Source organism: Eubacterium sp., assembly GCF_057858645.1.
In genome coordinates this window covers 1-18,115 of the sequence record NZ_DBLZZO010000003.1, presented here as the reverse complement: position 1 = coordinate 18,115, position 18,115 = coordinate 1, and the positions used below count along the sequence as shown (strand labels likewise).

Genomic DNA, 18,115 nt, shown 5'->3' with positions numbered 1-18,115 from the left:
TTACAGGAAATAGTTAGACGCAGAAACAAGCGTGATAATAAATGTTTAGTTTGAAAGGAGAATTAAAATGGGAATTAAGACATTTAACCCATACACACCTTCAAGAAGAGCTATGACTATGCTTGACAATGCAGAGATTACAAAGGCAGCACCAGAGAAGTCTTTAACAGTATCTCTCAAGAAAACAGCTGGTCGTAACAATCAGGGTAAAATAACAGTTAGACACCATGGTGGTGGTTCTAGAAGAAAATATAGAATTATCGACTTTAAGAGAAACAAAGTTGATGTTCCAGCAACAGTTAAGAGTATTGAATATGATCCAAACAGAACAGCAAACATCGCATTAATTTGCTACGCTGATGGTGAAAAGACTTATATCCTTGCTCCTAACGGATTAAAAGTTGGCGATGTACTTATGAATGGTGAAAACGCTGAAGTTAAAGTTGGTAACTGCTTACCATTATCAGCTATCCCAGTTGGTACAGAAATCCACAACATTGAGTTATATCCAGGAAAGGGTGGACAGTTAGTTCGTGCTGCCGGAAACGTAGCTCAGTTAATGGCTAAGGAAGGCAAATATGCAACATTGAGACTTCCTTCAGGAGAAATGAGATTAGTACCTTTAGTTTGCAGAGCAACAATCGGTACTGTTGGTAATATTGAACACGGTCTTGTAAACATTGGTAAAGCAGGACGTAAGCGTAATATGGGTATCAGACCTACAGTTCGTGGTTCTGTTATGAACCCTAATGACCATCCACACGGTGGTGGTGAAGGACGTGCACCAGTTGGTCGTCCAGGTCCATGTACACCTTGGGGTAAACCAGCACTTGGCTTAAAGACTCGTAAGAAGAATAAGAAGTCAAACAAGATGATCGTTAGAAGACGTGACGGAAAGAACATGAAATAGGAGGTAGAAACTAATGGCTAGATCATTAAAAAAAGGCCCATTTGCGGATGAGAGCTTAATGAAGAAGATTGAAGCATTGAACGAGACTGATGAAAAGACAGTTGTTAAGACTTGGTCAAGACGTTCAACAATTTTCCCACAGATGGTTGGACACACAATCGCTGTCCATGATGGTAGAAAGCATGTTCCAGTATATGTTACAGAAGATATGGTTGGACATAAACTTGGTGAATTCGTTTCTACTAGAACTTACAGAGGACACGGAAAAGACGAAAAGAGAGGTTAAATAACCGTTAGAATTTGAAAGGAGGTCTCATCTATGGCAAAAGGACATAGATCCCAGATAAAGAGAGAGAGAAATGCTAATAAAGATACAAGACCATCAGCTAAGTTATCTTACGCTAGAGTGTCTGTACAGAAGGCATGCTTCGTTTTAGATGCCATCAGAGGTAAAGATGTTGAAACAGCAATCGGTATTTTAACATACAACCCAAGATATGCATCAAGCGTAATTTTGAAATTATTAAATTCAGCTATTGCAAATGCTGAAAACAACAATAACATGGATGTTAGTAAACTTTACATTGCAGAATGCTATGCAAATTCAGCACCTACAATGAAGAGAATCAAACCTAGAGCACAGGGTAGAGCTTATAGAATCTTAAAGAGAAACAGCCACATTACTATTGTGCTTGATGAGAGATAAGATAGGAGGCAAAGTATGGGACAGAAAGTTAATCCACATGGATTAAGAGTCGGAGTTATTAAAGACTGGGACTCAAGATGGTATGCAGAAGCTGATTTTGCTGACAACCTAGTTGAAGACTACAAAATCAGAACATACTTAAAGAAGAGATTATACAGTACAGGTGTTTCTAAGATTGAAATCGAAAGATCATCTGACAGAGTAAGAGTTAATGTTTACACAGCTAAGCCTGGTCTTGTAATCGGAAAAGGTGGCGCTGAAATAGAAAAAGTTAAAGCTGAAGTTCAGAAAATGACAGATAAGAAGTTATTCATGGACGTTAAAGACGTTAAGAGACCTGATAAGGATGCACAGCTTGTTGCAGAAAACATTGCACAGCAGTTAGAAAACCGTGTATCTTTCAGAAGAGCTATGAAGTCTGCAATGTCTAGAACAATGAAGGCTGGAGCTTTAGGAATTAAGGCTTCAACATCAGGACGTCTTGGTGGTGCTGATATGGCTCGTACAGAGTTCTACAGCGAAGGAACAATTCCACTTCAGACATTACGTGCTGATATCGATTATGGTTTCGCGGAAGCTGATACAACTTACGGAAAAGTAGGTGTAAAGGTTTGGATTTACAACGGCGAAATACTTCCAACTAAAGAAGGGAGCGATAAATAATGTTAATGCCAAAAAGAGTTAAACATAGAAAACAGTTCCGTGGTTCTATGAGAGGAAAAGCAACTAGAGGAAACAAGATTTCATATGGTGAATATGGTATCGTAGCAATGGAACCTGGTTGGGTTAAGTCAAATCAGATTGAAGCTGCCAGAATTGCTATGACACGTTACGTAAAGCGTGGTGGTAAAGTTTGGATCAAGATTTTCCCAGACAAGCCAGTAACAGCTACACCAGCTGAAACTCGAATGGGTAAAGGTAAAGGTGCACTTGAATATTGGGTAGCAGTAGTTAAGCCAGGAAGAGTAATGTTCGAAATTTCAGGAGTCCCTGATGAAGTGGCTAAAGAAGCATTACGTCTTGCAACACACAAACTTCCAATTAAATGCAAGGTTGTATCTCGTGAAGATTTAGAAGGCGGTGATAACAGTGAAAATTAAGGAATATGTAGAAGATTTAAGAGCAAAATCAGCTGCAGAATTAGAAGATGAATTAGTAGCTGCTAAAAAGGAACTTTTCAATTTAAGATTCCAGAACGCAACAAACCAGTTAGATAACACAAGCAGAATTAAAGAAGTTAGAAAAAATATTGCCAGAATTCAGACTTTAATAGTTGAAAAGGCAAATGCTGCTGAATAGTTACAGGTTAATCCCTAATTAAGAAAGGAGAATTGTTGTGGAAAGAAATTTAAGAAAAACACGTACAGGAAAAGTTGTCAGCGACAAGATGGATAAGACAATCGTTGTTGCTGTAGAGGATCATGTAAAGCATCCTTTATATAACAAAATCGTTAAGAGAACTTACAAATTAAAAGCTCATGACGAAGAAAACCAGTGCGGTATCGGTGATACAGTAAAAGTTATGGAAACAAGACCACTTTCAAAGGATAAGAGATGGAGACTTGTTGAAATTATTGAAAAGGCTAAATAGGCCTTATATAGAGATAGGAGGAATACAGCATGATTCAACAGGAAAGTAGACTTAAAGTTGCTGATAATACAGGCGCTAAAGAATTACTTACAATCAGAGTAATGGGCGGATCTACTAGAAGATATGCTAACATTGGTGATGTTATCGTTGCTACTGTTAAAGATGCAACACCAGGCGGAGTTGTCAAAAAAGGTGACGTTGTAAGAGCCGTAGTAGTTCGTACTGTTAAAGGCGCTCGTCGTAAAGATGGTTCATACATCAGATTTGACGAAAATGCTGCTGTAATTATAAAAGATGATATGTCCCCAAGAGGAACTCGTATTTTTGGGCCAGTTGCTAGAGAATTAAGAGATAAGAAATTTATGAGAATAGTATCTTTAGCACCTGAAGTTTTATAGGAGGTACGCATAATGTCAGCTATGAAGATTAAAAAGGGCGATACTGTAAAGGTTATCGCAGGTAAAGATAAAGGTAAAGAAGGTAAGGTTGTTGCCGTTGATGTTAAAAAGGGTACAGTAACAGTTGAAGGTGTTAATATGCATACAAAACATACTAAGCCAAGTGCTCAGAACCAGAACGGTGGAATCGTAACTCAGGAAGGACCTATTAATGTATCTAACGTTATGCTTGTTGTAAAAGGACAGGTTACAAGAGTTGGATTCAAAGTAGAAGATGGAAAGAAAGTACGTATTGCCAAGAAGACAGGCGACGTAATCGATTAATTGAGAGAGGAGGTCCAGAAAGTTGAGCAGACTTAAAGAAAAGTATTTAAACGAGATTAAGGATGAAATGCAGAAGAAGTTCCAGTATAAGAATGTTATGCAGATTCCAAAACTCGATAAGATTGTTATAAACATGGGTGTTGGCGAAGCAAAGGAAAACGCTAAAATCTTAGACACAGCTGTTAAAGATCTTGAAACAATTACAGGTCAGAAGGCTGTTGTAACAAGAGCTAAAAATTCAGTAGCTAACTTCAAGTTAAGAGAAGGACAGCCAATCGGATGTAAGGTTACTCTTAGAGGAGAAAGAATGTATGAATTCTTAGATAGATTAGTAAATCTAGCACTTCCTCGTGTAAGAGACTTTAGAGGTGTTAATCCAAATGCATTTGATGGAAGAGGAAACTACGCTCTTGGTATTAAAGAACAGATTATTTTCCCAGAAATCGAATACGATAAGGTTGATAAGGTTAGAGGTATGGACATTATCTTTGTTACTACAGCTAACACTGATGAAGAAGCTCGTGAATTATTGGCACAATTTAACATGCCATTTGCAAAGTAATTAGGAGGTAGACCCATGGCTAGAACTGCTATGAAAGTTAAACAGCAAAGAAAAGCTAAATTCTCAACACAGGCTTACAACCGTTGTAGAATCTGTGGTCGTCCACATGCTTATTTAAAGAAATACGGAATCTGCAGAATTTGCTTCCGTGAATTAGCATATAAAGGACAGATACCAGGCGTTAAGAAAGCAAGCTGGTAAGAGAAAATTTGAAGGAGGAAGTAAACTATGACTATGAGTGATCCAATCGCAGATATGCTTACAAGAATTCGTAATGCAAATACTGCAAAACATGATACTGTAGATGTTCCTGCATCAAAGATGAAATTAGCTATTGCTGAAATTCTTGTAAATGAAGGATATATCACAAAGTATGAAGTTTTAGAAGAAGGAAACTTCAAGACAATTAGAATTACATTAAAATATGGTGCAGACAAGAACGACAGAGTTATTACAGGAATCAAGAAGATTTCAAAACCTGGTCTTCGTGTTTATGCTGGAAAAGATGAATTACCAAGAGTTCTTGGTGGACTTGGAACAGCAATCATATCAACAAACAAAGGTGTGATTACAGATAAAGAAGCTAGAAAAGCAAACGTAGGTGGAGAAGTTCTCGCATTCGTTTGGTAATTAATTTAAACAGTGCAATATGAACAAGTGAATATGAAGAGAAATCTTCATTATTCACACTATGTTCATCACTATTTAGACGAAATATAAGGAGGTAAGGCGAAATGTCACGTATAGGAAGAATGCCTATCGCTATTCCATCAGGTGTAACTGTTGAAGTAGCAGAAAATAATAAAGTGACTGTCAAAGGACCAAAGGGAACTCTTGAAAGAGTTTTACCAGAGGCTATGGACATTAAAGTTGACGGTGAAGAAGTCGTTGTATCAAGACCAAATGATTTAAAGAAAAACAAAGCTTTACATGGTCTTACAAGAACACTTATTTACAACATGGTTATTGGTGTAACAGAAGGTTACGAAAAGAAACTTGAAGTAAACGGTGTTGGATACAGAGCACAGAAACAGGGTAAGAAGTTAGTACTTTCACTTGGTTATTCACATCCAGTTGAAATGGAAGATCCAGAAGGAATCGAAACAGTTCTTGATGGACAGAACATAATCATTGTAAAAGGTATTGATAAAGAAAAAGTAGGCCAGTACGCTGCAGAAATCAGAAGTAAGAGAGAACCTGAACCATATAAGGGTAAGGGTATCAAGTACGATACTGAGGTTATCAGACGTAAAGTTGGTAAGACTGGTAAATAATAAAGGAGTGTAGAGAATGGTTAGTAAGAAATCTAGAAGCGAAATTCGCGTTAAGAAACATAACAGACTGCGTAATCATTTAAGTGGAACAACTGAATGTCCACGTTTAGCAGTTTTTAGAAGTAATAATCATATATATGCTCAGATTATTGACGATACAGTTGGAAAAACTCTTGTAGCAGCATCCACAGTAGAAGCTGACGTTAAGAAAGAGTTAGAAAAAACTAATAACGTTGATGCCGCAGCATATGTTGGTAAAGTTATTGCAGAAAGAGCAGTTGAAAAAGGTATTAAGGAAGTTGTATTTGATAGAGGCGGCTTCATTTACCAGGGAAAAGTTCAGGCATTAGCAGACGCAGCTAGAGAAGCTGGTCTGGAATTTTAGTTGAGGAGGTAACACACATGAGACGTGATATAATTGATGCAAGTCAGTTAGAGTTAGAAGAGACAGTAGTATCTATCAAACGTGTTACTAAGGTAGTAAAGGGTGGACGTAATATGCGTTTCGCAGCTTTAGTAGTAGTTGGTGATAAACATGGACACGTTGGTGCAGGTTTAGGAAAAGCAGCTGAAATTCCTGAAGCAATTCGTAAAGGTAAAGAGGATGCTATAAAGAACCTTATTACTGTTCCTATGGATGAAAACAATAGTATTCCATACGACATTATTGGAAAATTCGGAAGTGCAGAAGTACTTCTTAAGAGAGCTAAAGAAGGTACTGGAGTTATCGCCGGTGGTCCTGCACGTAGTGTTGCAGAATTAGCTGGTATTACAAACATTCGTACAAAGTCTTTAGGTTCAAAGAATAAGCAGAACGTAGTTCTTGCTACAATTGAAGGATTAGCTGCATTAAAGACTCCAGAAGAAGTAGCTACACTTCGCGGTAAAACTGTAGAAGAGATTTTAGGCTAATAAGGGAGGTAATTAGAAATGGCAGATAAATTAAGAATTACTTTAGTAAAATCAACAATTGGAGCAGTTCCAAAGAATAAAAAGACAGCTGAAGCTTTAGGACTTACAAAGCTTAACAAGACAGTTGAAATGCCTGACAACGCTGCAGTCAGAGGTATGATTCAGAGAGTTAGACATTTAGTTAAAGTTGAAGAAATTTAATTTAGATAGGAGGTGCGACAATGGATTTATCAAATTTAAAGCCTGCAGAAGGTTCAAAACATAGTGATAATTTCAGAAGAGGCCGTGGACATGGTTCAGGAAATGGTAAGACAGCTGGTAAAGGTCATAAAGGACAGAAAGCTCGTTCAGGAAGCCCTAGACCTGGTTTCGAAGGTGGTCAGATGCCATTATATAGAAGAATTCCTAAGAGAGGATTCACTAATATTAATACAAAAGATATCGTTGGTATCAATGTTACTGCATTAGAAAGATTCGAAAATGATACAGTTGTTACAGTTGAAACATTACTTGAAGCAGGTGTAATCAAAAATGCTAGAGATGGCGTTAAGATTCTTGGGGATGGTGAATTAACTAAAAAGCTTACAGTAAAAGTAAATGCATTTAGTGAAGTAGCTAAGGCAAAAATCGAAGCGGCAGGCGGAACTTGCGAGGTGATCTAATATGTTAGAAACCTTCAAGAAAGCATTAAAAGTTAAAGAAATCAGAAAAAGATTATTATACACATTTTTTATGTTAATAGTTGTGAGACTTGGTTGTCAGATCCCTATTCCATTTGTGAATGGGGACGCAATCGCTCAGGTTATGAGACACTTTGCAAATGAGAACTTTAGTTTCTTCTCAGCTATTACAGGTGGTTCGATGGAAAAGATGTCAATTTTTGCTCTTAACATCACACCATACATCACAGCATCAATCATTATGCAATTGTTAACAATTGCTATACCAAAACTTGATGAACTTCAAAAAGATGGAGAAGAAGGTAGAAAGAAAATCGCTGAAGTTACACGTTATTTAACAGTAGCATTAGCATTAATCGAATCTACAGCAATGGTTATCGGTTTCGGAAATCAGGGAATTTTCGATACAGATGCTGTTAAATACTCAGCAATGCACGACATTAGAAAATGGGGTGTAATTGTAACAGGTATTTTAGCAATGACAGCCGGTTCTGCAGTATTAATGTGGATTGGTGAGCAGATTACTGAAAAGGGTGTAGGAAATGGTATTTCTATCGTTCTTACAATTAACATCATTTCAGGTATGCCTAGTGATATTGCTAACTTATTCAAGAACTTTGTATTTAAAGAAGGAATGTCAATCGGTGGTAGATTATTATCAGCATGCGTTATTTTGGGCGTTATAGTTGGTATCATCGTATTGGTAGTAATTCTTCAGGGTGCAATCAGAAAGATTGCAGTACAAATGTCTCAGAAGGTACAGGGTAGAAGACAGGTAGGTGGACAGCAGTCAAATATACCTCTTAAGGTTAATACAGCTGGTGTTATTCCAATTATCTTCGCTTCATCATTATTACAGTTCCCTGTAGTAATTGCATCATTCTTTGGTAAGTCACCTGAATGGTCACATTACTTAAGCCAGTCACACTGGTGTAATCCTTCAAATCTTAAATATTCAATTGGTTTTGTAGTATACTTATTATTAGTAATATTCTTTGCTTACTTCTATACTTCAATAACATTCAACCCTCGTGAAGTTGCTAAGAACTTAAACGACAGAGGTGGATTTATACCTGGTATCAGAAGTGGTAAGCCAACAGTAGAATATTTAACAAATATTTTGAATTACATTATTTTAATTGGTGCTATTGGTCTTATTATTGTAGCCGCTATCCCAATTTTAGCTTCAGGTATTTTTGGAGCACAGGTTGGATTCGGTGGAACATCTATTATCATCATTGTTGGTGTTATTTTAGAAACACTTGAAACAATTAAGTCAATGGTAACAGAAAAGAATTACAGCACAATTAAAGGAATATTTTAACATAAGTTTAGGGGACGGTGTTGCACTGCCCCCTAAATGTACTATAATTTGAAATTTTTAATAGTAACTATTGCAAATCCATGTTTATTTATGCTTTAATAGAAGTTATGAGAATATTTATAACGTTTATTAATGTAGAAGGAGGCAAATATGAAAATTGTAATGCTTGGAGCACCTGGTGCCGGAAAAGGAACACAGGCAAAGATGATTGCTGAAAAATATAGTATTCCTCATATTTCAACAGGAGATATTTTTAGAGCAAACATCAAAAATGGTACAGAATTAGGAAAAAAAGCAAAGTCTTTTATTGATAAGGGACAGTTAGTTCCTGATGAATTAACATTAGACTTGATTATGGATAGATTTAAAGAAGACGATTGCAAAAACGGATATGTTTTAGACGGTTTTCCAAGAACTATTCCACAGGCAGAAGCTTTAGATGAAGCTTTGAAGGCAAATGGAGAAAAAGTTGATTTTGCAATCGATATTGATGTTCCGGACGAGAACATCGTTAGAAGAATGGGCGGAAGACGTGCATGTGTAAACTGTGGAGCTACATATCATATTGTTTACAGCCCAACAAAGGTTGAAGGAAAATGCGATAAGTGCGGAGAAGAACTTATTGTAAGAGATGATGATAAGCCTGAAACAGTATTAAGCCGTTTGGAAGTTTATCATAATCAGACTCAGCCACTTATTGATTACTATAATGAACAGGGCATCTTAAAGAGTGTTGATGGAACAATTGATATGAAAGATGTATTTAATGAAATAGTAAAGATATTAGGAGCATAAGAAAATGCCAGTAACAATTAAATCAGAAAGAGAAATTAATTTAATGAGAGAGGCAGGAAAGATTCTTGCTAAAGTTCACGAACAGCTTGCACAGGAAGTAAAGGCAGGCATGTCATCTTATGAAATAGATAAGATATGTGAAGAAATTATTAGAAGTTATGATTGTATTCCTTCATTCTTAGGTTACGAAGGATATCCGGGAAGTGTGTGCATTTCAATTAATGATGAAGTTGTACATGGTCTTCCAAACAAAGATAAAATTGTCAGAGATGGCGATATTGTAAGTTTAGATACAGGTGTTATTTGGAAAGGCTATCAGTCAGATGCCGCAAGAACAATTGCTATCGGAGAAATCAGCAAAGAAGCACAGCAGTTAATTGATGTAACAAAGCAGAGTTTCTTTGAAGGTATAAAATTTGCAAAAGAAGGAAACCATCTATATGATATATCTGCAGCAATCGGTGATTATGCAGAAAAATTTGGATACGGTGTTGTAAGAGAATTAGTAGGTCATGGAATTGGTACAGAAATGCATGAAGATCCACAGATACCAAACTTCAGACAGAAGAGACGTGGCATGAAGCTTCAGGCAGGCATGACACTTGCTATTGAACCAATGATTAACATGGGAAGACCTGATGTTGCATGGACTGATGATGACTGGACAGTTGTAACAGATGATGGTTCATTATCAGCACATTATGAAAACACAATTCTTATTACAAAGGGTGAACCGGAAATCTTATCACTCTAAAATTTAGGAGGAACAAAAATGTCAAAGGCAGACGTAATTGAAATTGAAGGAAAAGTTGTTGAAAAATTACCAAACGCAATGTTTAAGGTAGAATTAGAAAATGGACATATTGTTTTAGCTCACATTAGTGGTAAATTAAGAATGAACTATATTAAGATTTTACCGGGTGATACAGTAACAATTGAAATGTCACCATACGATCTTTCAAAAGGAAGAATCATCTGGCGTGATAAATAAGCAACGCATTTCTCAATAAAAGAGCAAACTTGTGCTCCCACAAGAGTTTGCTCTTTTATTTGGAAATTAACTTAGGTAACTATTAATTAAAATAAATTAATAAAATTTCAAAAAAGTTCTTGTAATATTTTGAAAACTATGATATTATCATACTTGGACTTTTTTGTGGAAGGAGGATTTTACTGTGAAAGTTAGATCATCAGTTAAACCAATTTGCGAAAAATGCAAAGTCATTAAAAGAAAAGGAATCGTAAGAGTAATTTGCGAAAATCCAAAGCACAAACAGCGTCAGGGCTAATTTATAAGTTTTTGATATAAAGTGAATGATTTTTATTGTTCACTTGTTTGTGTGTTTGTAGTTATTATATGTATTATAACTACATTTTAGCATGCGGCTGCAGTAATTCTAGTGTTACATAGTATCTAGTGTGATAGAGAATTACTATTATAATATGAGGGTATTATTCCCGGAGATTAGTAGAAAATTTGCTGAACTACTAATACGAAGAAACTTTAAACTGTGAATTTTTGGATGCGTACACATTTCAGACGTGTTACACACGGGCTACGTTATTTAATGATTCATACAAATTAACTAATGGAGGTTATACACATGGCTCGTATTTCAGGTGTTGATTTACCAAGAGAAAAGAGAGTTGAGATTGGCTTGACTTATATTTATGGTATCGGTATTTCAAGTTCTAAAAAGATTTTAGCTGAAGCTGGTGTAAATCCTGACACAAGATGTAAGGATTTAACTGACGAAGAAGTTAAGAAGATTAGTGAAGTTATCGATGCAAGTCAGACAGTAGAAGGTGATTTAAGAAGAGAAATCGCTTTAAACATTAAGAGATTACAGGAAATTGGATGCTATAGAGGTATCCGTCATAGACGTGGACTTCCTGTTCGTGGCCAGAATACAAAAAATAATGCCAGAACAAGAAAAGGTCCTAAGAGAACTGTAGCAAACAAGAAAAAATAGTTAGAAACCCATAAGGGAGGTTAGTTTAGAAATGGCTAAGAAAGTTACAAAGAAAGTGACAAAGAAGCGTGTTAAGAAAAACGTTGAACACGGACAGGCACATATCCAGGCATCATTTAATAATACAATTGTCACATTGACAGATGCTGAAGGAAATGCTTTATCATGGGCAAGTGCTGGCGGTCTAGGATTTAGAGGTTCAAAGAAATCTACTCCTTATGCAGCTCAGATGGCAGCAGAAACTGCAACAAAAGCAGCTTTAGTTCATGGTTTAAAATCAGTAGATGTTATGGTTAAGGGTCCAGGATCAGGTAGAGAGGCAGCTATTCGTGCCCTTGCTACATGTGGTCTTGAAGTTACATCAATTAAGGACGTAACTCCAGTTCCTCATAATGGATGTCGCCCACCAAAACGTAGAAGAGTCTAATTTAGGAGGGAATAGAAATGGCAGTAAATAGAGTTCCTGTTCTTAAAAGATGTAGATCACTTGGTTTAGATCCAATTTATTTAGGAATAGACAAGAAATCAAATAGAAATTTAAACAGATCTAGTAGAAAGATGAGTGAATATGGTCTTCAGTTAAGAGAAAAGCAGAAAGCTAAATTCATTTACGGCGTACTAGAAAAGCCTTTTAGAAATTACTACAAGAAGGCACAGAGACAGCCTGGACAGACAGGTGAAAATCTTATGATTATGTTAGAAACTCGTCTTGATAACGTAGTATTCCGTATGGGATTTGCTAGAACAAGAAAAGAAGCTAGACAGATTGTAGATCATAAACATGTTTTGGTAAACGGTAAGCAGGTAAACATTCCTTCATACCTTATCAAGGCTGGTGATGTAATTGAAATCAAAGAGGACTGCAAAGGTTCACAGAGATACAAGGACATTATCGAAGTTACTGGTGGAAGAACAGTCCCAGCATGGGTTGAAGTAGACCAGGATAATCTTAAGGGTGAAATCAAAGAACTTCCTAAGAGAGAAGAAATTGATGTACCTGTAGATGAAATGCTTATTGTCGAATTATATTCTAAATAATATATATTTATTTATATTATTGTTCCCAATAAGTTTAAGCAATTCCCAAAAAAGGAGGGGCTATTAGTGTTCGATTTTGAGAAACCAAATATTTTAGTAGAAAAATCAGATGATGGAAGATACGGTAAGTTTGTAGTAGAACCACTTGAAAGAGGTTACGGTACAACACTTGGAAATGCTTTAAGAAGAATTATGCTTTCATCTTTACCTGGATCTGCTGTAAGTCAGATTAAGATTGACGGAGTTCTTCATGAATTTAGTACAATTCCAGGAGTTAAGGAAGATGTTACAGAAATAGTTTTAAACATAAAGCAGTTAGAAATTAAGAATACCAGTGCAACAGATGAACCTAAAATTGCTCATATTGATGTTACTGGCGACCAGGTAGTTACAGCTGCTGATATCCAGGTAGATTCTGATATTGAAATTTTAAACCCTGATTTGGTTATTGCAACACTTAACGGTGGTGCTGATAGCAAACTTAGTATGGAGTTAATCATTACTAAGGGAAGAGGTTATGTAAGTTCAGATAAGAATAAAAACGATAACTTACCTATCGGAGTTATTGCTGTAGATTCAATCTACACACCAGTAGAAAGAGTTAATATGGCTGTTGAAAATACTCGTGTAGGTCAGGTTACTGATTTTGACAAGCTTACATTAGATGTATATACAAATGGTACATTAGATACTGATGAAGCTGTAAGTTTAGCATCAAAAGTTCTTTGTGAACACTTAAAATTATTCATTGACCTTTCAGAAACTACAAAGGACATTGAAGTTATCGCTGAACCAGTTGATGATGAAATTGATAAAGTGTTAGAAATGAACATTGATGAATTAGAGTTATCAGTTCGTTCATACAATTGTTTGAAGAGAGCAGGTATCAATACAGTTGAGGAATTAGTAAATAAGACTTCAGATGATATGATGAAGGTTAGAAACCTTGGTCGTAAGTCATTAGAAGAAGTACTTGCTAAGTTAAAAGAACTCGGCCTTGGATTGAAACCAAGCGACGAAAACTAATAAACTAGAGTTTGTTAGCATTATGGAGGTAAGAAAATGGCAGGTTATAGAAAACTTGGAAGAACTTCAAGTCAGAGAAAAGCTTTAATTAGAGGTCAGGTTACTAGTCTTTTAAATAACGGCAAGATTGTTACTACTGAAACAAGAGCTAAGGAAATCAGAAAAGTTGCAGAAGGTCTTATTGCATTAGCAGTTAAGGAAAAAGATAACTTTGATGAAGTTGAAGTAACAGCAAAGGTTGCTCGTTTAGATAAAGATGGTAAGAGAGTCAAAGAAGTTGTTGATGGCAAGAAAGTAACAGTTTTCGATGAAGTAAAGAAAACTATTAAGAAAGATCAGCCTTCAAGACTTCATGCAAGACGTCAGATGAATAAAGTTCTTTACACAGTAACAAATAATGAAACTGGAAAGAAGAAAGATGCTAAGAAGGTAGACTTAACAAATAAGTTATTTGACGAAATTGCTCCTAAGTATGCAGATCGTAACGGTGGTTACACAAGAATCGTAAAGATTGGCCAGCGTAAAGGTGATGCAGCTATGGAAGTATTACTTGAATTAATCTAGTTGCGAAGCTTTGAGCGAAGCGATTTAATATTATAAAAAGAGAAGTATAAGTGCTGTATGCGCCTATACTTCTCTTTTTGGTTTGTAATTTAATTGAATTAAGACAATAAAACTAAAATTTATTGTCTGCAAAATTACAAAGACACACCAAAATTAAAAATACATTTACTAAGTTATAAAAGGTAGAACGAGATTTATTTTTTATTATAAAATTAGGAAAATAAAATAATATATTTCAATATATATAAATCAATAGCAAATAAGGAGAGAATAATTTTCCTCTAGTATTTTGTTAGACTTGTTAGTATAATATAATAAGTTTGCACTTAAGAAAGGAAAATACATGGAAATAAATACAATAATAGTAATAAACAAAATAGCAAATTTTATGTGTAGCATTTACTCACCAACATTGGCTATATGTGGGATAATAACTATTTTTATGAGTATTTTAGTTATACATGAGAAACCTTATATGATAATAAGTCTGTTGGTAACAAGAAAGTTCCAGCCGGCTAAGAAAAATCACAAGTATGCAGTTGTAATACCGGCTAGAAATGAAGAGCCTGTAATTAAGAACCTGATTAACAGTATTAAGAAGCAGGATTATCCCAGCGAGCTGGTTACAATATTTGTTATAGCCGATAATTGTACAGACAATACTGCAAAGGTAGCAAGAGAAAATGGTGCAATTTGCTACGAACATTTTAATCCTGATGAGAGAACAAAAGGTTTTGCGTTAAAATATGGATTTGAGCAGATTGAAAAGGATTATGGCATACAATCTTTTGAAGGATATTTTATTTTTGACTCAGATAACCTTCTGAAAAAAGATTATATTTCCAGAATGAATGATTCTTTCGATGCAGGAGAAAAAATCATTACTTCATATAGAAGTACAAAAAACTGGACAGAAAGCTGGATAGCTTCAACTTATGCAATTCATTGGTTACGTTCAATCAGATGGAGACATAGGGCACGTTCATTTTTACATTTGGCAACAAATATTCAGGGAACAGGATTTTTGTTTTCAAATGAAATAGTAAAAGATGGTTGGAAATATACATCTTTAACAGAAGATAGATCTTTAACTGCAGATTGTGTAGTTGAGGGCTATGAAATATCATATAATAACGACGCGATATTCTATGATGAACAGCCAACAAGCTTGAAAGTGGCACTTCGTCAGCGTTTAAGATGGTCCAAGGGGCATCTACAGGCGTTTGCAGAAAGTGGCTGGGGATTGTTTAAAAACATCTTTGTTGATAAGCATACAGAGCATAAAGAAGATGATGCCTGGTATGACTATTTATGGAGAACAATAAGACATAGATTCATGTCCTTTGATACATTTGCACAGTTAGTGCCAAAAAACATTGTATACATAGCAAAATGGATATTGACCAAACTTATTCTTTATCCATTTATTGTATGGAAAATAGGAGCAACTTTCTGGGTTTTCAATGGGGACAGTTATATAGCAACTTTGTGTAAACACATTTTTGGAAATATAAACATTACATTGGCTCCAGGTTGGAAATCCTATGGACTAAGCCTGTTACTTGTTATATGGGCAAGAATTTTCTATAGAATATGCAAATATTTCATTAATATTTGGATTGCAGTGTACATTTTTATAATAGAATACAAGAGAATACCAAAATTCAGTATATGGCGTAAAATTCTTTATTGTTTCACATGGCCTACATTTGATATTATCCAACGATATACTCAGTATGTAGCCTTGTTTAAGAAAGTTGAATGGAAGCCGATACCTCATAACAGTAAAGTTACAATTGAGGATATTGAAGAAGGTGCATAAAAAAATAGTTGCGACAGGCACGTACTTGATACGTAAATGTCGCAACTGTTTTTTATTATATATTCTTATAGGAAATTATTTTCCAAGTGTTTTGAAGTAATCATATTTCAGTGTTAAGTCATTTTTTCTAAATAATTTGTTTACCTTGTCGCTTGTTTCTTCAAGTTTCTTTTTGGAAATTTTCTTTCCGTTAACAACTTCGCCGTTTTCCACATACACATTACCGTCGTACCAGGAATAATCGCTGAAATAAGCAAGTCCTTTGTATTTAGGTGACAATGCATTAGTTCCCAAATAATAATTGCTATTATAGTCAATTCCAAACAAATTAAGGACAGTAGGCAGGATGTTCATCTGCATTGTAACTTTATTAACTGACTGGGATTTAATGTCGCTGCTCCAAATAAAGAATGGAGTGTTGTTAATTAAGTTGCCCTGTGTATCTTTATATTTGTCCAAAACAGTTTTGTCGTTAATTGTGTAAAGGTAATGGTCTGCGTAGGCAACTATAACTGTGTTATCGTACAAACCGTTATCCTTAAGTGCCTGAATAAGAAGACCAACCATATAATCAGTTTCGCCAACCATAAGTTTAGCCGATTCTTCCTCGCTTAAATCAGGAACATTCCCCTTGCCGTACTTGTTTTCGGCAACAAGCTTACCAACTTCCTTACTTGTTGTAAAAGGAGTATGAGGAGTATAGGAAATAATATAATCAACAAATTTCCCCTTTTGCTTAAACATCTCATTGTAAAAAGTTTTATTTAAAATAAGCTGTCGGTCAAGTTCGTAATCCAAGTCGCTGTAGTGACCAATATCTTTTAAACCAAAATAGTTGTCATAGCCCCAACTCTTGTAATTAATACCTCTTGAGTAAAAACCTGAAGTGTTCATATGAAAAGCATTTACAGTATAGCCTTCATTTTTAAACAGCTTAGCCATTGTGTGGTTGTTTGTGTTGGTATTTAAAGTATAAACATTTTCTGTATAGGAAGCAGGAGTCGTGAACCCTGTATTAACTGCAAATTCAGAGTTAAAAGTTGACCCACCGCCGGTGTATATTGAATAATGCTTTTTAAAATCAATAGAATTTTTCTTCAAATTATATAAGTTAGGCGTTGTCTTTTTAGTCAAAAGCCATGTGTCCATACCCTCTAACTGTAGGAAAATAATATTTTTTCCTTTGAACATACCTGTATATTCATCACTTGTTTTTGTATCTTTTGCGTTGTAAATGCTGTCCAAAAACGCTTTGTCCTTAGAATTAATTTTTTCTTTAGGCTTAACGAAAGTAATATAAAAGTTCCTAAAAGAATATTCGTACAAACCTGAAACTCTCATACTTTTATTGCTGTCACTGTAGCTGTTGTAAACATTTCTAGGATTTTTAAAACTGCTCCATTTTAAATGGCTGTTAGCAAAACCTAAACCTAAAGGTGCGGCCAAATGCAAAACAATAAAAATAACAAAAATAACAAGCAGTCTTTTAGGTCTGAAATCTCTCTTTGGAGAAAACTTTCTGAAAACAATTATTGCTATTATAAGAATAATAACTGCCACAGCATAAATTATAGGATTTGCGTGAATAATTGTATCAACAATATAAGAGCTACCTTCACTTGCCATAAGCATCAGATTGAAACTAAAGTAAAAACCTGTTAATGAGTAGTAAACGGTGTTAGTTAAAAACAATGCGTATGCCAAAATAAAAAGCACCCAGTAAGCAATGCTGCAACCTTTTCCTTTAAGACAGGTTATGATTCCAATAAATAGGAAAATCCAAACCAAAGTAAAAATATTAGGTGCAGGATAAAAGGTTGGAAAATACCCTATGGCATAACCAAACGCCCTTGTAAAAATGTCCATTAAAAGAAATGGAATAATTAAATATAAGGTATATCTGTGAACAGATATGTATCTTCTTATTTTCAAAAATAAATCTTTGATTTTCGCGTTCATAATAATCCTCCCAAATGTGAAATAGAACAAATATTAAGATAGCACAAATAAGAAAAAAAGTGAAATGTTTTTAAGGTATTGAAGTTGTAAAATATAAAATTTTTTTTAACCATTGTGGAGAAGAAAAAGAAATAGTGTTAAAAAGAAAAAAAGTAGTATAAATAAATTAGTTTTAAATTGTTAGTGTAAAATTTTAGTTGGCAAAAAATAAATAAAAAAATGGGAAGTAGAAAAAACCACTTCCCAATCATACAGTT

29 protein-coding genes are annotated in these 18,115 nt (G+C 35.0%); 28 read left to right on the top strand and 1 reads right to left on the bottom strand.

Annotation, left to right across the window (positions count from 1 at the left end; all coding sequences use genetic code 11):
• Window positions 1-67 precede the first annotated feature (67 nt).
• The 28 genes from rplB to ACZM4J_RS01590 all read left to right on the top strand — a co-directional run bounded on the left by rplB (window position 68) and on the right by ACZM4J_RS01590 (window position 15,899).
• A complete protein-coding gene (rplB, locus tag ACZM4J_RS01725; RefSeq protein ID WP_022165561.1) occupies window positions 68-910 on the top strand; it encodes a 50S ribosomal protein L2 in 843 nt (280 codons plus the stop codon).
• A gap of 13 nt (window positions 911-923) precedes the next feature.
• Window positions 924-1,196, top strand: coding sequence for a 30S ribosomal protein S19 (gene rpsS / locus ACZM4J_RS01720; protein ID WP_022165560.1), 273 nt, complete (start codon window positions 924-926; stop codon window positions 1,194-1,196).
• A gap of 33 nt (window positions 1,197-1,229) precedes the next feature.
• Window positions 1,230-1,616 carry a 50S ribosomal protein L22 gene (rplV, locus tag ACZM4J_RS01715; protein ID WP_022165559.1) on the top strand — a complete coding sequence of 129 codons (387 nt, stop codon included), beginning with the start codon at window positions 1,230-1,232 and terminating at the stop codon, window positions 1,614-1,616.
• A gap of 15 nt (window positions 1,617-1,631) precedes the next feature.
• Window positions 1,632-2,279 (top strand): 30S ribosomal protein S3, encoded by a 648-nt coding sequence (gene rpsC / locus ACZM4J_RS01710; protein ID WP_022165558.1) that lies wholly within the window; start codon window positions 1,632-1,634, stop codon window positions 2,277-2,279.
• Window positions 2,279-2,716 (top strand): 50S ribosomal protein L16, encoded by a 438-nt coding sequence (rplP, locus tag ACZM4J_RS01705; RefSeq protein ID WP_022165557.1) that lies wholly within the window; start codon window positions 2,279-2,281, stop codon window positions 2,714-2,716. The genes rpsC and rplP overlap by 1 nt, the downstream gene beginning before the upstream one ends.
• A complete protein-coding gene (rpmC, locus tag ACZM4J_RS01700; RefSeq protein ID WP_022165556.1) occupies window positions 2,706-2,915 on the top strand; it encodes a 50S ribosomal protein L29 in 210 nt (69 codons plus the stop codon). Before rplP ends, rpmC begins: the two co-directional genes overlap by 11 nt.
• A 37-nt stretch (window positions 2,916-2,952) precedes the next feature.
• Window positions 2,953-3,207, top strand: a complete 255-nt coding sequence (gene rpsQ / locus ACZM4J_RS01695) for a 30S ribosomal protein S17 (RefSeq protein ID WP_021952768.1) — start codon at window positions 2,953-2,955, stop codon at window positions 3,205-3,207.
• Window positions 3,208-3,236: 29 nt separating this feature from the next.
• Window positions 3,237-3,605 (top strand): 50S ribosomal protein L14, encoded by a 369-nt coding sequence (rplN, locus tag ACZM4J_RS01690; protein WP_022165555.1) that lies wholly within the window; start codon window positions 3,237-3,239, stop codon window positions 3,603-3,605.
• 12 nt (window positions 3,606-3,617) lie between these two features.
• Complete coding sequence (rplX, locus tag ACZM4J_RS01685) at window positions 3,618-3,929, top strand: 50S ribosomal protein L24 (protein ID WP_022165554.1); 312 nt, start codon at window positions 3,618-3,620, stop codon at window positions 3,927-3,929.
• Between the two features lie 22 nt (window positions 3,930-3,951).
• Window positions 3,952-4,491: a 50S ribosomal protein L5 gene (rplE, locus tag ACZM4J_RS01680; protein WP_022165553.1), complete on the top strand. Its 540-nt coding sequence runs from the start codon at window positions 3,952-3,954 to the stop codon at window positions 4,489-4,491.
• Window positions 4,492-4,506: 15 nt separating this feature from the next.
• Window positions 4,507-4,692: a type Z 30S ribosomal protein S14 gene (locus ACZM4J_RS01675; RefSeq protein ID WP_021952764.1), complete on the top strand. Its 186-nt coding sequence runs from the start codon at window positions 4,507-4,509 to the stop codon at window positions 4,690-4,692.
• Window positions 4,693-4,719: 27 nt separating this feature from the next.
• The gene (rpsH, locus tag ACZM4J_RS01670) at window positions 4,720-5,121 is read left to right on the top strand and encodes a 30S ribosomal protein S8 (RefSeq protein WP_022165552.1); all 402 of its coding nucleotides are present in this window, start codon (window positions 4,720-4,722) and stop codon (window positions 5,119-5,121) included.
• A 104-nt stretch (window positions 5,122-5,225) separates the two neighbouring features.
• Complete coding sequence (rplF, locus tag ACZM4J_RS01665; RefSeq protein ID WP_022165551.1) at window positions 5,226-5,765, top strand: 50S ribosomal protein L6; 540 nt, start codon at window positions 5,226-5,228, stop codon at window positions 5,763-5,765.
• Window positions 5,766-5,781: 16 nt separating this feature from the next.
• Window positions 5,782-6,150: a 50S ribosomal protein L18 gene (gene rplR, locus ACZM4J_RS01660; protein WP_022165550.1), complete on the top strand. Its 369-nt coding sequence runs from the start codon at window positions 5,782-5,784 to the stop codon at window positions 6,148-6,150.
• Window positions 6,151-6,167: 17 nt separating this feature from the next.
• A complete protein-coding gene (gene rpsE, locus ACZM4J_RS01655; RefSeq protein ID WP_118000545.1) occupies window positions 6,168-6,677 on the top strand; it encodes a 30S ribosomal protein S5 in 510 nt (169 codons plus the stop codon).
• An 18-nt stretch (window positions 6,678-6,695) separates the two neighbouring features.
• Window positions 6,696-6,878, top strand: coding sequence for a 50S ribosomal protein L30 (gene rpmD / locus ACZM4J_RS01650; protein WP_022165089.1), 183 nt, complete (start codon window positions 6,696-6,698; stop codon window positions 6,876-6,878).
• A gap of 20 nt (window positions 6,879-6,898) precedes the next feature.
• Window positions 6,899-7,339: a 50S ribosomal protein L15 gene (gene rplO / locus ACZM4J_RS01645; protein WP_022165090.1), complete on the top strand. Its 441-nt coding sequence runs from the start codon at window positions 6,899-6,901 to the stop codon at window positions 7,337-7,339.
• A gap of 1 nt (window position 7,340) precedes the next feature.
• Complete coding sequence (secY, locus tag ACZM4J_RS01640; RefSeq protein ID WP_302690187.1) at window positions 7,341-8,681, top strand: preprotein translocase subunit SecY; 1,341 nt, start codon at window positions 7,341-7,343, stop codon at window positions 8,679-8,681.
• Between the two features lie 150 nt (window positions 8,682-8,831).
• Complete coding sequence (locus ACZM4J_RS01635; protein ID WP_022165093.1) at window positions 8,832-9,476, top strand: adenylate kinase; 645 nt, start codon at window positions 8,832-8,834, stop codon at window positions 9,474-9,476.
• A gap of 4 nt (window positions 9,477-9,480) precedes the next feature.
• A complete protein-coding gene (gene map / locus ACZM4J_RS01630; RefSeq protein ID WP_022165094.1) occupies window positions 9,481-10,230 on the top strand; it encodes a type I methionyl aminopeptidase in 750 nt (249 codons plus the stop codon).
• Between the two features lie 18 nt (window positions 10,231-10,248).
• Window positions 10,249-10,467, top strand: coding sequence for a translation initiation factor IF-1 (gene infA, locus ACZM4J_RS01625; protein WP_022165095.1), 219 nt, complete (start codon window positions 10,249-10,251; stop codon window positions 10,465-10,467).
• A 184-nt stretch (window positions 10,468-10,651) separates the two neighbouring features.
• Window positions 10,652-10,765 (top strand): 50S ribosomal protein L36, encoded by a 114-nt coding sequence (rpmJ, locus tag ACZM4J_RS01620; protein WP_040446913.1) that lies wholly within the window; start codon window positions 10,652-10,654, stop codon window positions 10,763-10,765.
• A gap of 315 nt (window positions 10,766-11,080) precedes the next feature.
• The gene (rpsM, locus tag ACZM4J_RS01615; protein ID WP_118000551.1) at window positions 11,081-11,449 is read left to right on the top strand and encodes a 30S ribosomal protein S13; all 369 of its coding nucleotides are present in this window, start codon (window positions 11,081-11,083) and stop codon (window positions 11,447-11,449) included.
• A 31-nt stretch (window positions 11,450-11,480) separates the two neighbouring features.
• Window positions 11,481-11,876 carry a 30S ribosomal protein S11 gene (gene rpsK, locus ACZM4J_RS01610; protein ID WP_118000553.1) on the top strand — a complete coding sequence of 132 codons (396 nt, stop codon included), beginning with the start codon at window positions 11,481-11,483 and terminating at the stop codon, window positions 11,874-11,876.
• A gap of 17 nt (window positions 11,877-11,893) precedes the next feature.
• Window positions 11,894-12,487: a 30S ribosomal protein S4 gene (gene rpsD / locus ACZM4J_RS01605; protein ID WP_118000555.1), complete on the top strand. Its 594-nt coding sequence runs from the start codon at window positions 11,894-11,896 to the stop codon at window positions 12,485-12,487.
• A gap of 66 nt (window positions 12,488-12,553) precedes the next feature.
• A complete protein-coding gene (locus ACZM4J_RS01600) occupies window positions 12,554-13,513 on the top strand; it encodes a DNA-directed RNA polymerase subunit alpha (protein WP_022164908.1) in 960 nt (319 codons plus the stop codon).
• A 36-nt stretch (window positions 13,514-13,549) separates the two neighbouring features.
• The gene (locus tag ACZM4J_RS01595; protein ID WP_022164907.1) at window positions 13,550-14,077 is read left to right on the top strand and encodes a bL17 family ribosomal protein; all 528 of its coding nucleotides are present in this window, start codon (window positions 13,550-13,552) and stop codon (window positions 14,075-14,077) included.
• A gap of 343 nt (window positions 14,078-14,420) precedes the next feature.
• Window positions 14,421-15,899, top strand: a complete 1,479-nt coding sequence (locus ACZM4J_RS01590; RefSeq protein ID WP_022164906.1) for a glycosyltransferase family 2 protein — start codon at window positions 14,421-14,423, stop codon at window positions 15,897-15,899.
• Between the two features lie 75 nt (window positions 15,900-15,974).
• Here the strand turns inward: ACZM4J_RS01590 and ACZM4J_RS01585 are convergent, their stop codons facing one another.
• Window positions 15,975-17,858 carry an LTA synthase family protein gene (locus tag ACZM4J_RS01585; RefSeq protein WP_428245260.1) on the bottom strand — a complete coding sequence of 628 codons (1,884 nt, stop codon included), beginning with the start codon at window positions 17,856-17,858 and terminating at the stop codon, window positions 15,975-15,977.
• Window positions 17,859-18,115 lie beyond the last annotated feature (257 nt).

Excerpts from the sequence above, each read along its gene's own strand:
- rplB (WP_022165561.1), top strand. The coding sequence starts at position 68 with ATGGGAATTAAGACATTTAACCCATACACACCTTCAAGAAGAGCTATG.
- rpsS (WP_022165560.1), top strand. The coding sequence starts at position 924 with ATGGCTAGATCATTAAAAAAAGGCCCATTTGCGGATGAGAGCTTAATG.
- rplV (WP_022165559.1), top strand. The coding sequence starts at position 1,230 with ATGGCAAAAGGACATAGATCCCAGATAAAGAGAGAGAGAAATGCTAAT.
- rpsC (WP_022165558.1), top strand. The coding sequence starts at position 1,632 with ATGGGACAGAAAGTTAATCCACATGGATTAAGAGTCGGAGTTATTAAA.
- rplP (WP_022165557.1), top strand. The coding sequence starts at position 2,279 with ATGTTAATGCCAAAAAGAGTTAAACATAGAAAACAGTTCCGTGGTTCT.
- rplN (WP_022165555.1), top strand. The coding sequence starts at position 3,237 with ATGATTCAACAGGAAAGTAGACTTAAAGTTGCTGATAATACAGGCGCT.
- rplX (WP_022165554.1), top strand. The coding sequence starts at position 3,618 with ATGTCAGCTATGAAGATTAAAAAGGGCGATACTGTAAAGGTTATCGCA.
- ACZM4J_RS01675 (WP_021952764.1), top strand. The coding sequence starts at position 4,507 with ATGGCTAGAACTGCTATGAAAGTTAAACAGCAAAGAAAAGCTAAATTC.
- rpsH (WP_022165552.1), top strand. The coding sequence starts at position 4,720 with ATGACTATGAGTGATCCAATCGCAGATATGCTTACAAGAATTCGTAAT.
- rplF (WP_022165551.1), top strand. The coding sequence starts at position 5,226 with ATGTCACGTATAGGAAGAATGCCTATCGCTATTCCATCAGGTGTAACT.
- rplR (WP_022165550.1), top strand. The coding sequence starts at position 5,782 with ATGGTTAGTAAGAAATCTAGAAGCGAAATTCGCGTTAAGAAACATAAC.
- rpsE (WP_118000545.1), top strand. The coding sequence starts at position 6,168 with ATGAGACGTGATATAATTGATGCAAGTCAGTTAGAGTTAGAAGAGACA.
- rpmD (WP_022165089.1), top strand. The coding sequence starts at position 6,696 with ATGGCAGATAAATTAAGAATTACTTTAGTAAAATCAACAATTGGAGCA.
- rplO (WP_022165090.1), top strand. The coding sequence starts at position 6,899 with ATGGATTTATCAAATTTAAAGCCTGCAGAAGGTTCAAAACATAGTGAT.
- secY (WP_302690187.1), top strand. The coding sequence starts at position 7,341 with ATGTTAGAAACCTTCAAGAAAGCATTAAAAGTTAAAGAAATCAGAAAA.
- ACZM4J_RS01635 (WP_022165093.1), top strand. The coding sequence starts at position 8,832 with ATGAAAATTGTAATGCTTGGAGCACCTGGTGCCGGAAAAGGAACACAG.
- map (WP_022165094.1), top strand. The coding sequence starts at position 9,481 with ATGCCAGTAACAATTAAATCAGAAAGAGAAATTAATTTAATGAGAGAG.
- infA (WP_022165095.1), top strand. The coding sequence starts at position 10,249 with ATGTCAAAGGCAGACGTAATTGAAATTGAAGGAAAAGTTGTTGAAAAA.
- rpsM (WP_118000551.1), top strand. The coding sequence starts at position 11,081 with ATGGCTCGTATTTCAGGTGTTGATTTACCAAGAGAAAAGAGAGTTGAG.
- rpsK (WP_118000553.1), top strand. The coding sequence starts at position 11,481 with ATGGCTAAGAAAGTTACAAAGAAAGTGACAAAGAAGCGTGTTAAGAAA.
- rpsD (WP_118000555.1), top strand. The coding sequence starts at position 11,894 with ATGGCAGTAAATAGAGTTCCTGTTCTTAAAAGATGTAGATCACTTGGT.
- ACZM4J_RS01595 (WP_022164907.1), top strand. The coding sequence starts at position 13,550 with ATGGCAGGTTATAGAAAACTTGGAAGAACTTCAAGTCAGAGAAAAGCT.
- ACZM4J_RS01590 (WP_022164906.1), top strand. The coding sequence starts at position 14,421 with ATGGAAATAAATACAATAATAGTAATAAACAAAATAGCAAATTTTATG.
- ACZM4J_RS01585 (WP_428245260.1), bottom strand. The coding sequence starts at position 17,858 with ATGAACGCGAAAATCAAAGATTTATTTTTGAAAATAAGAAGATACATA.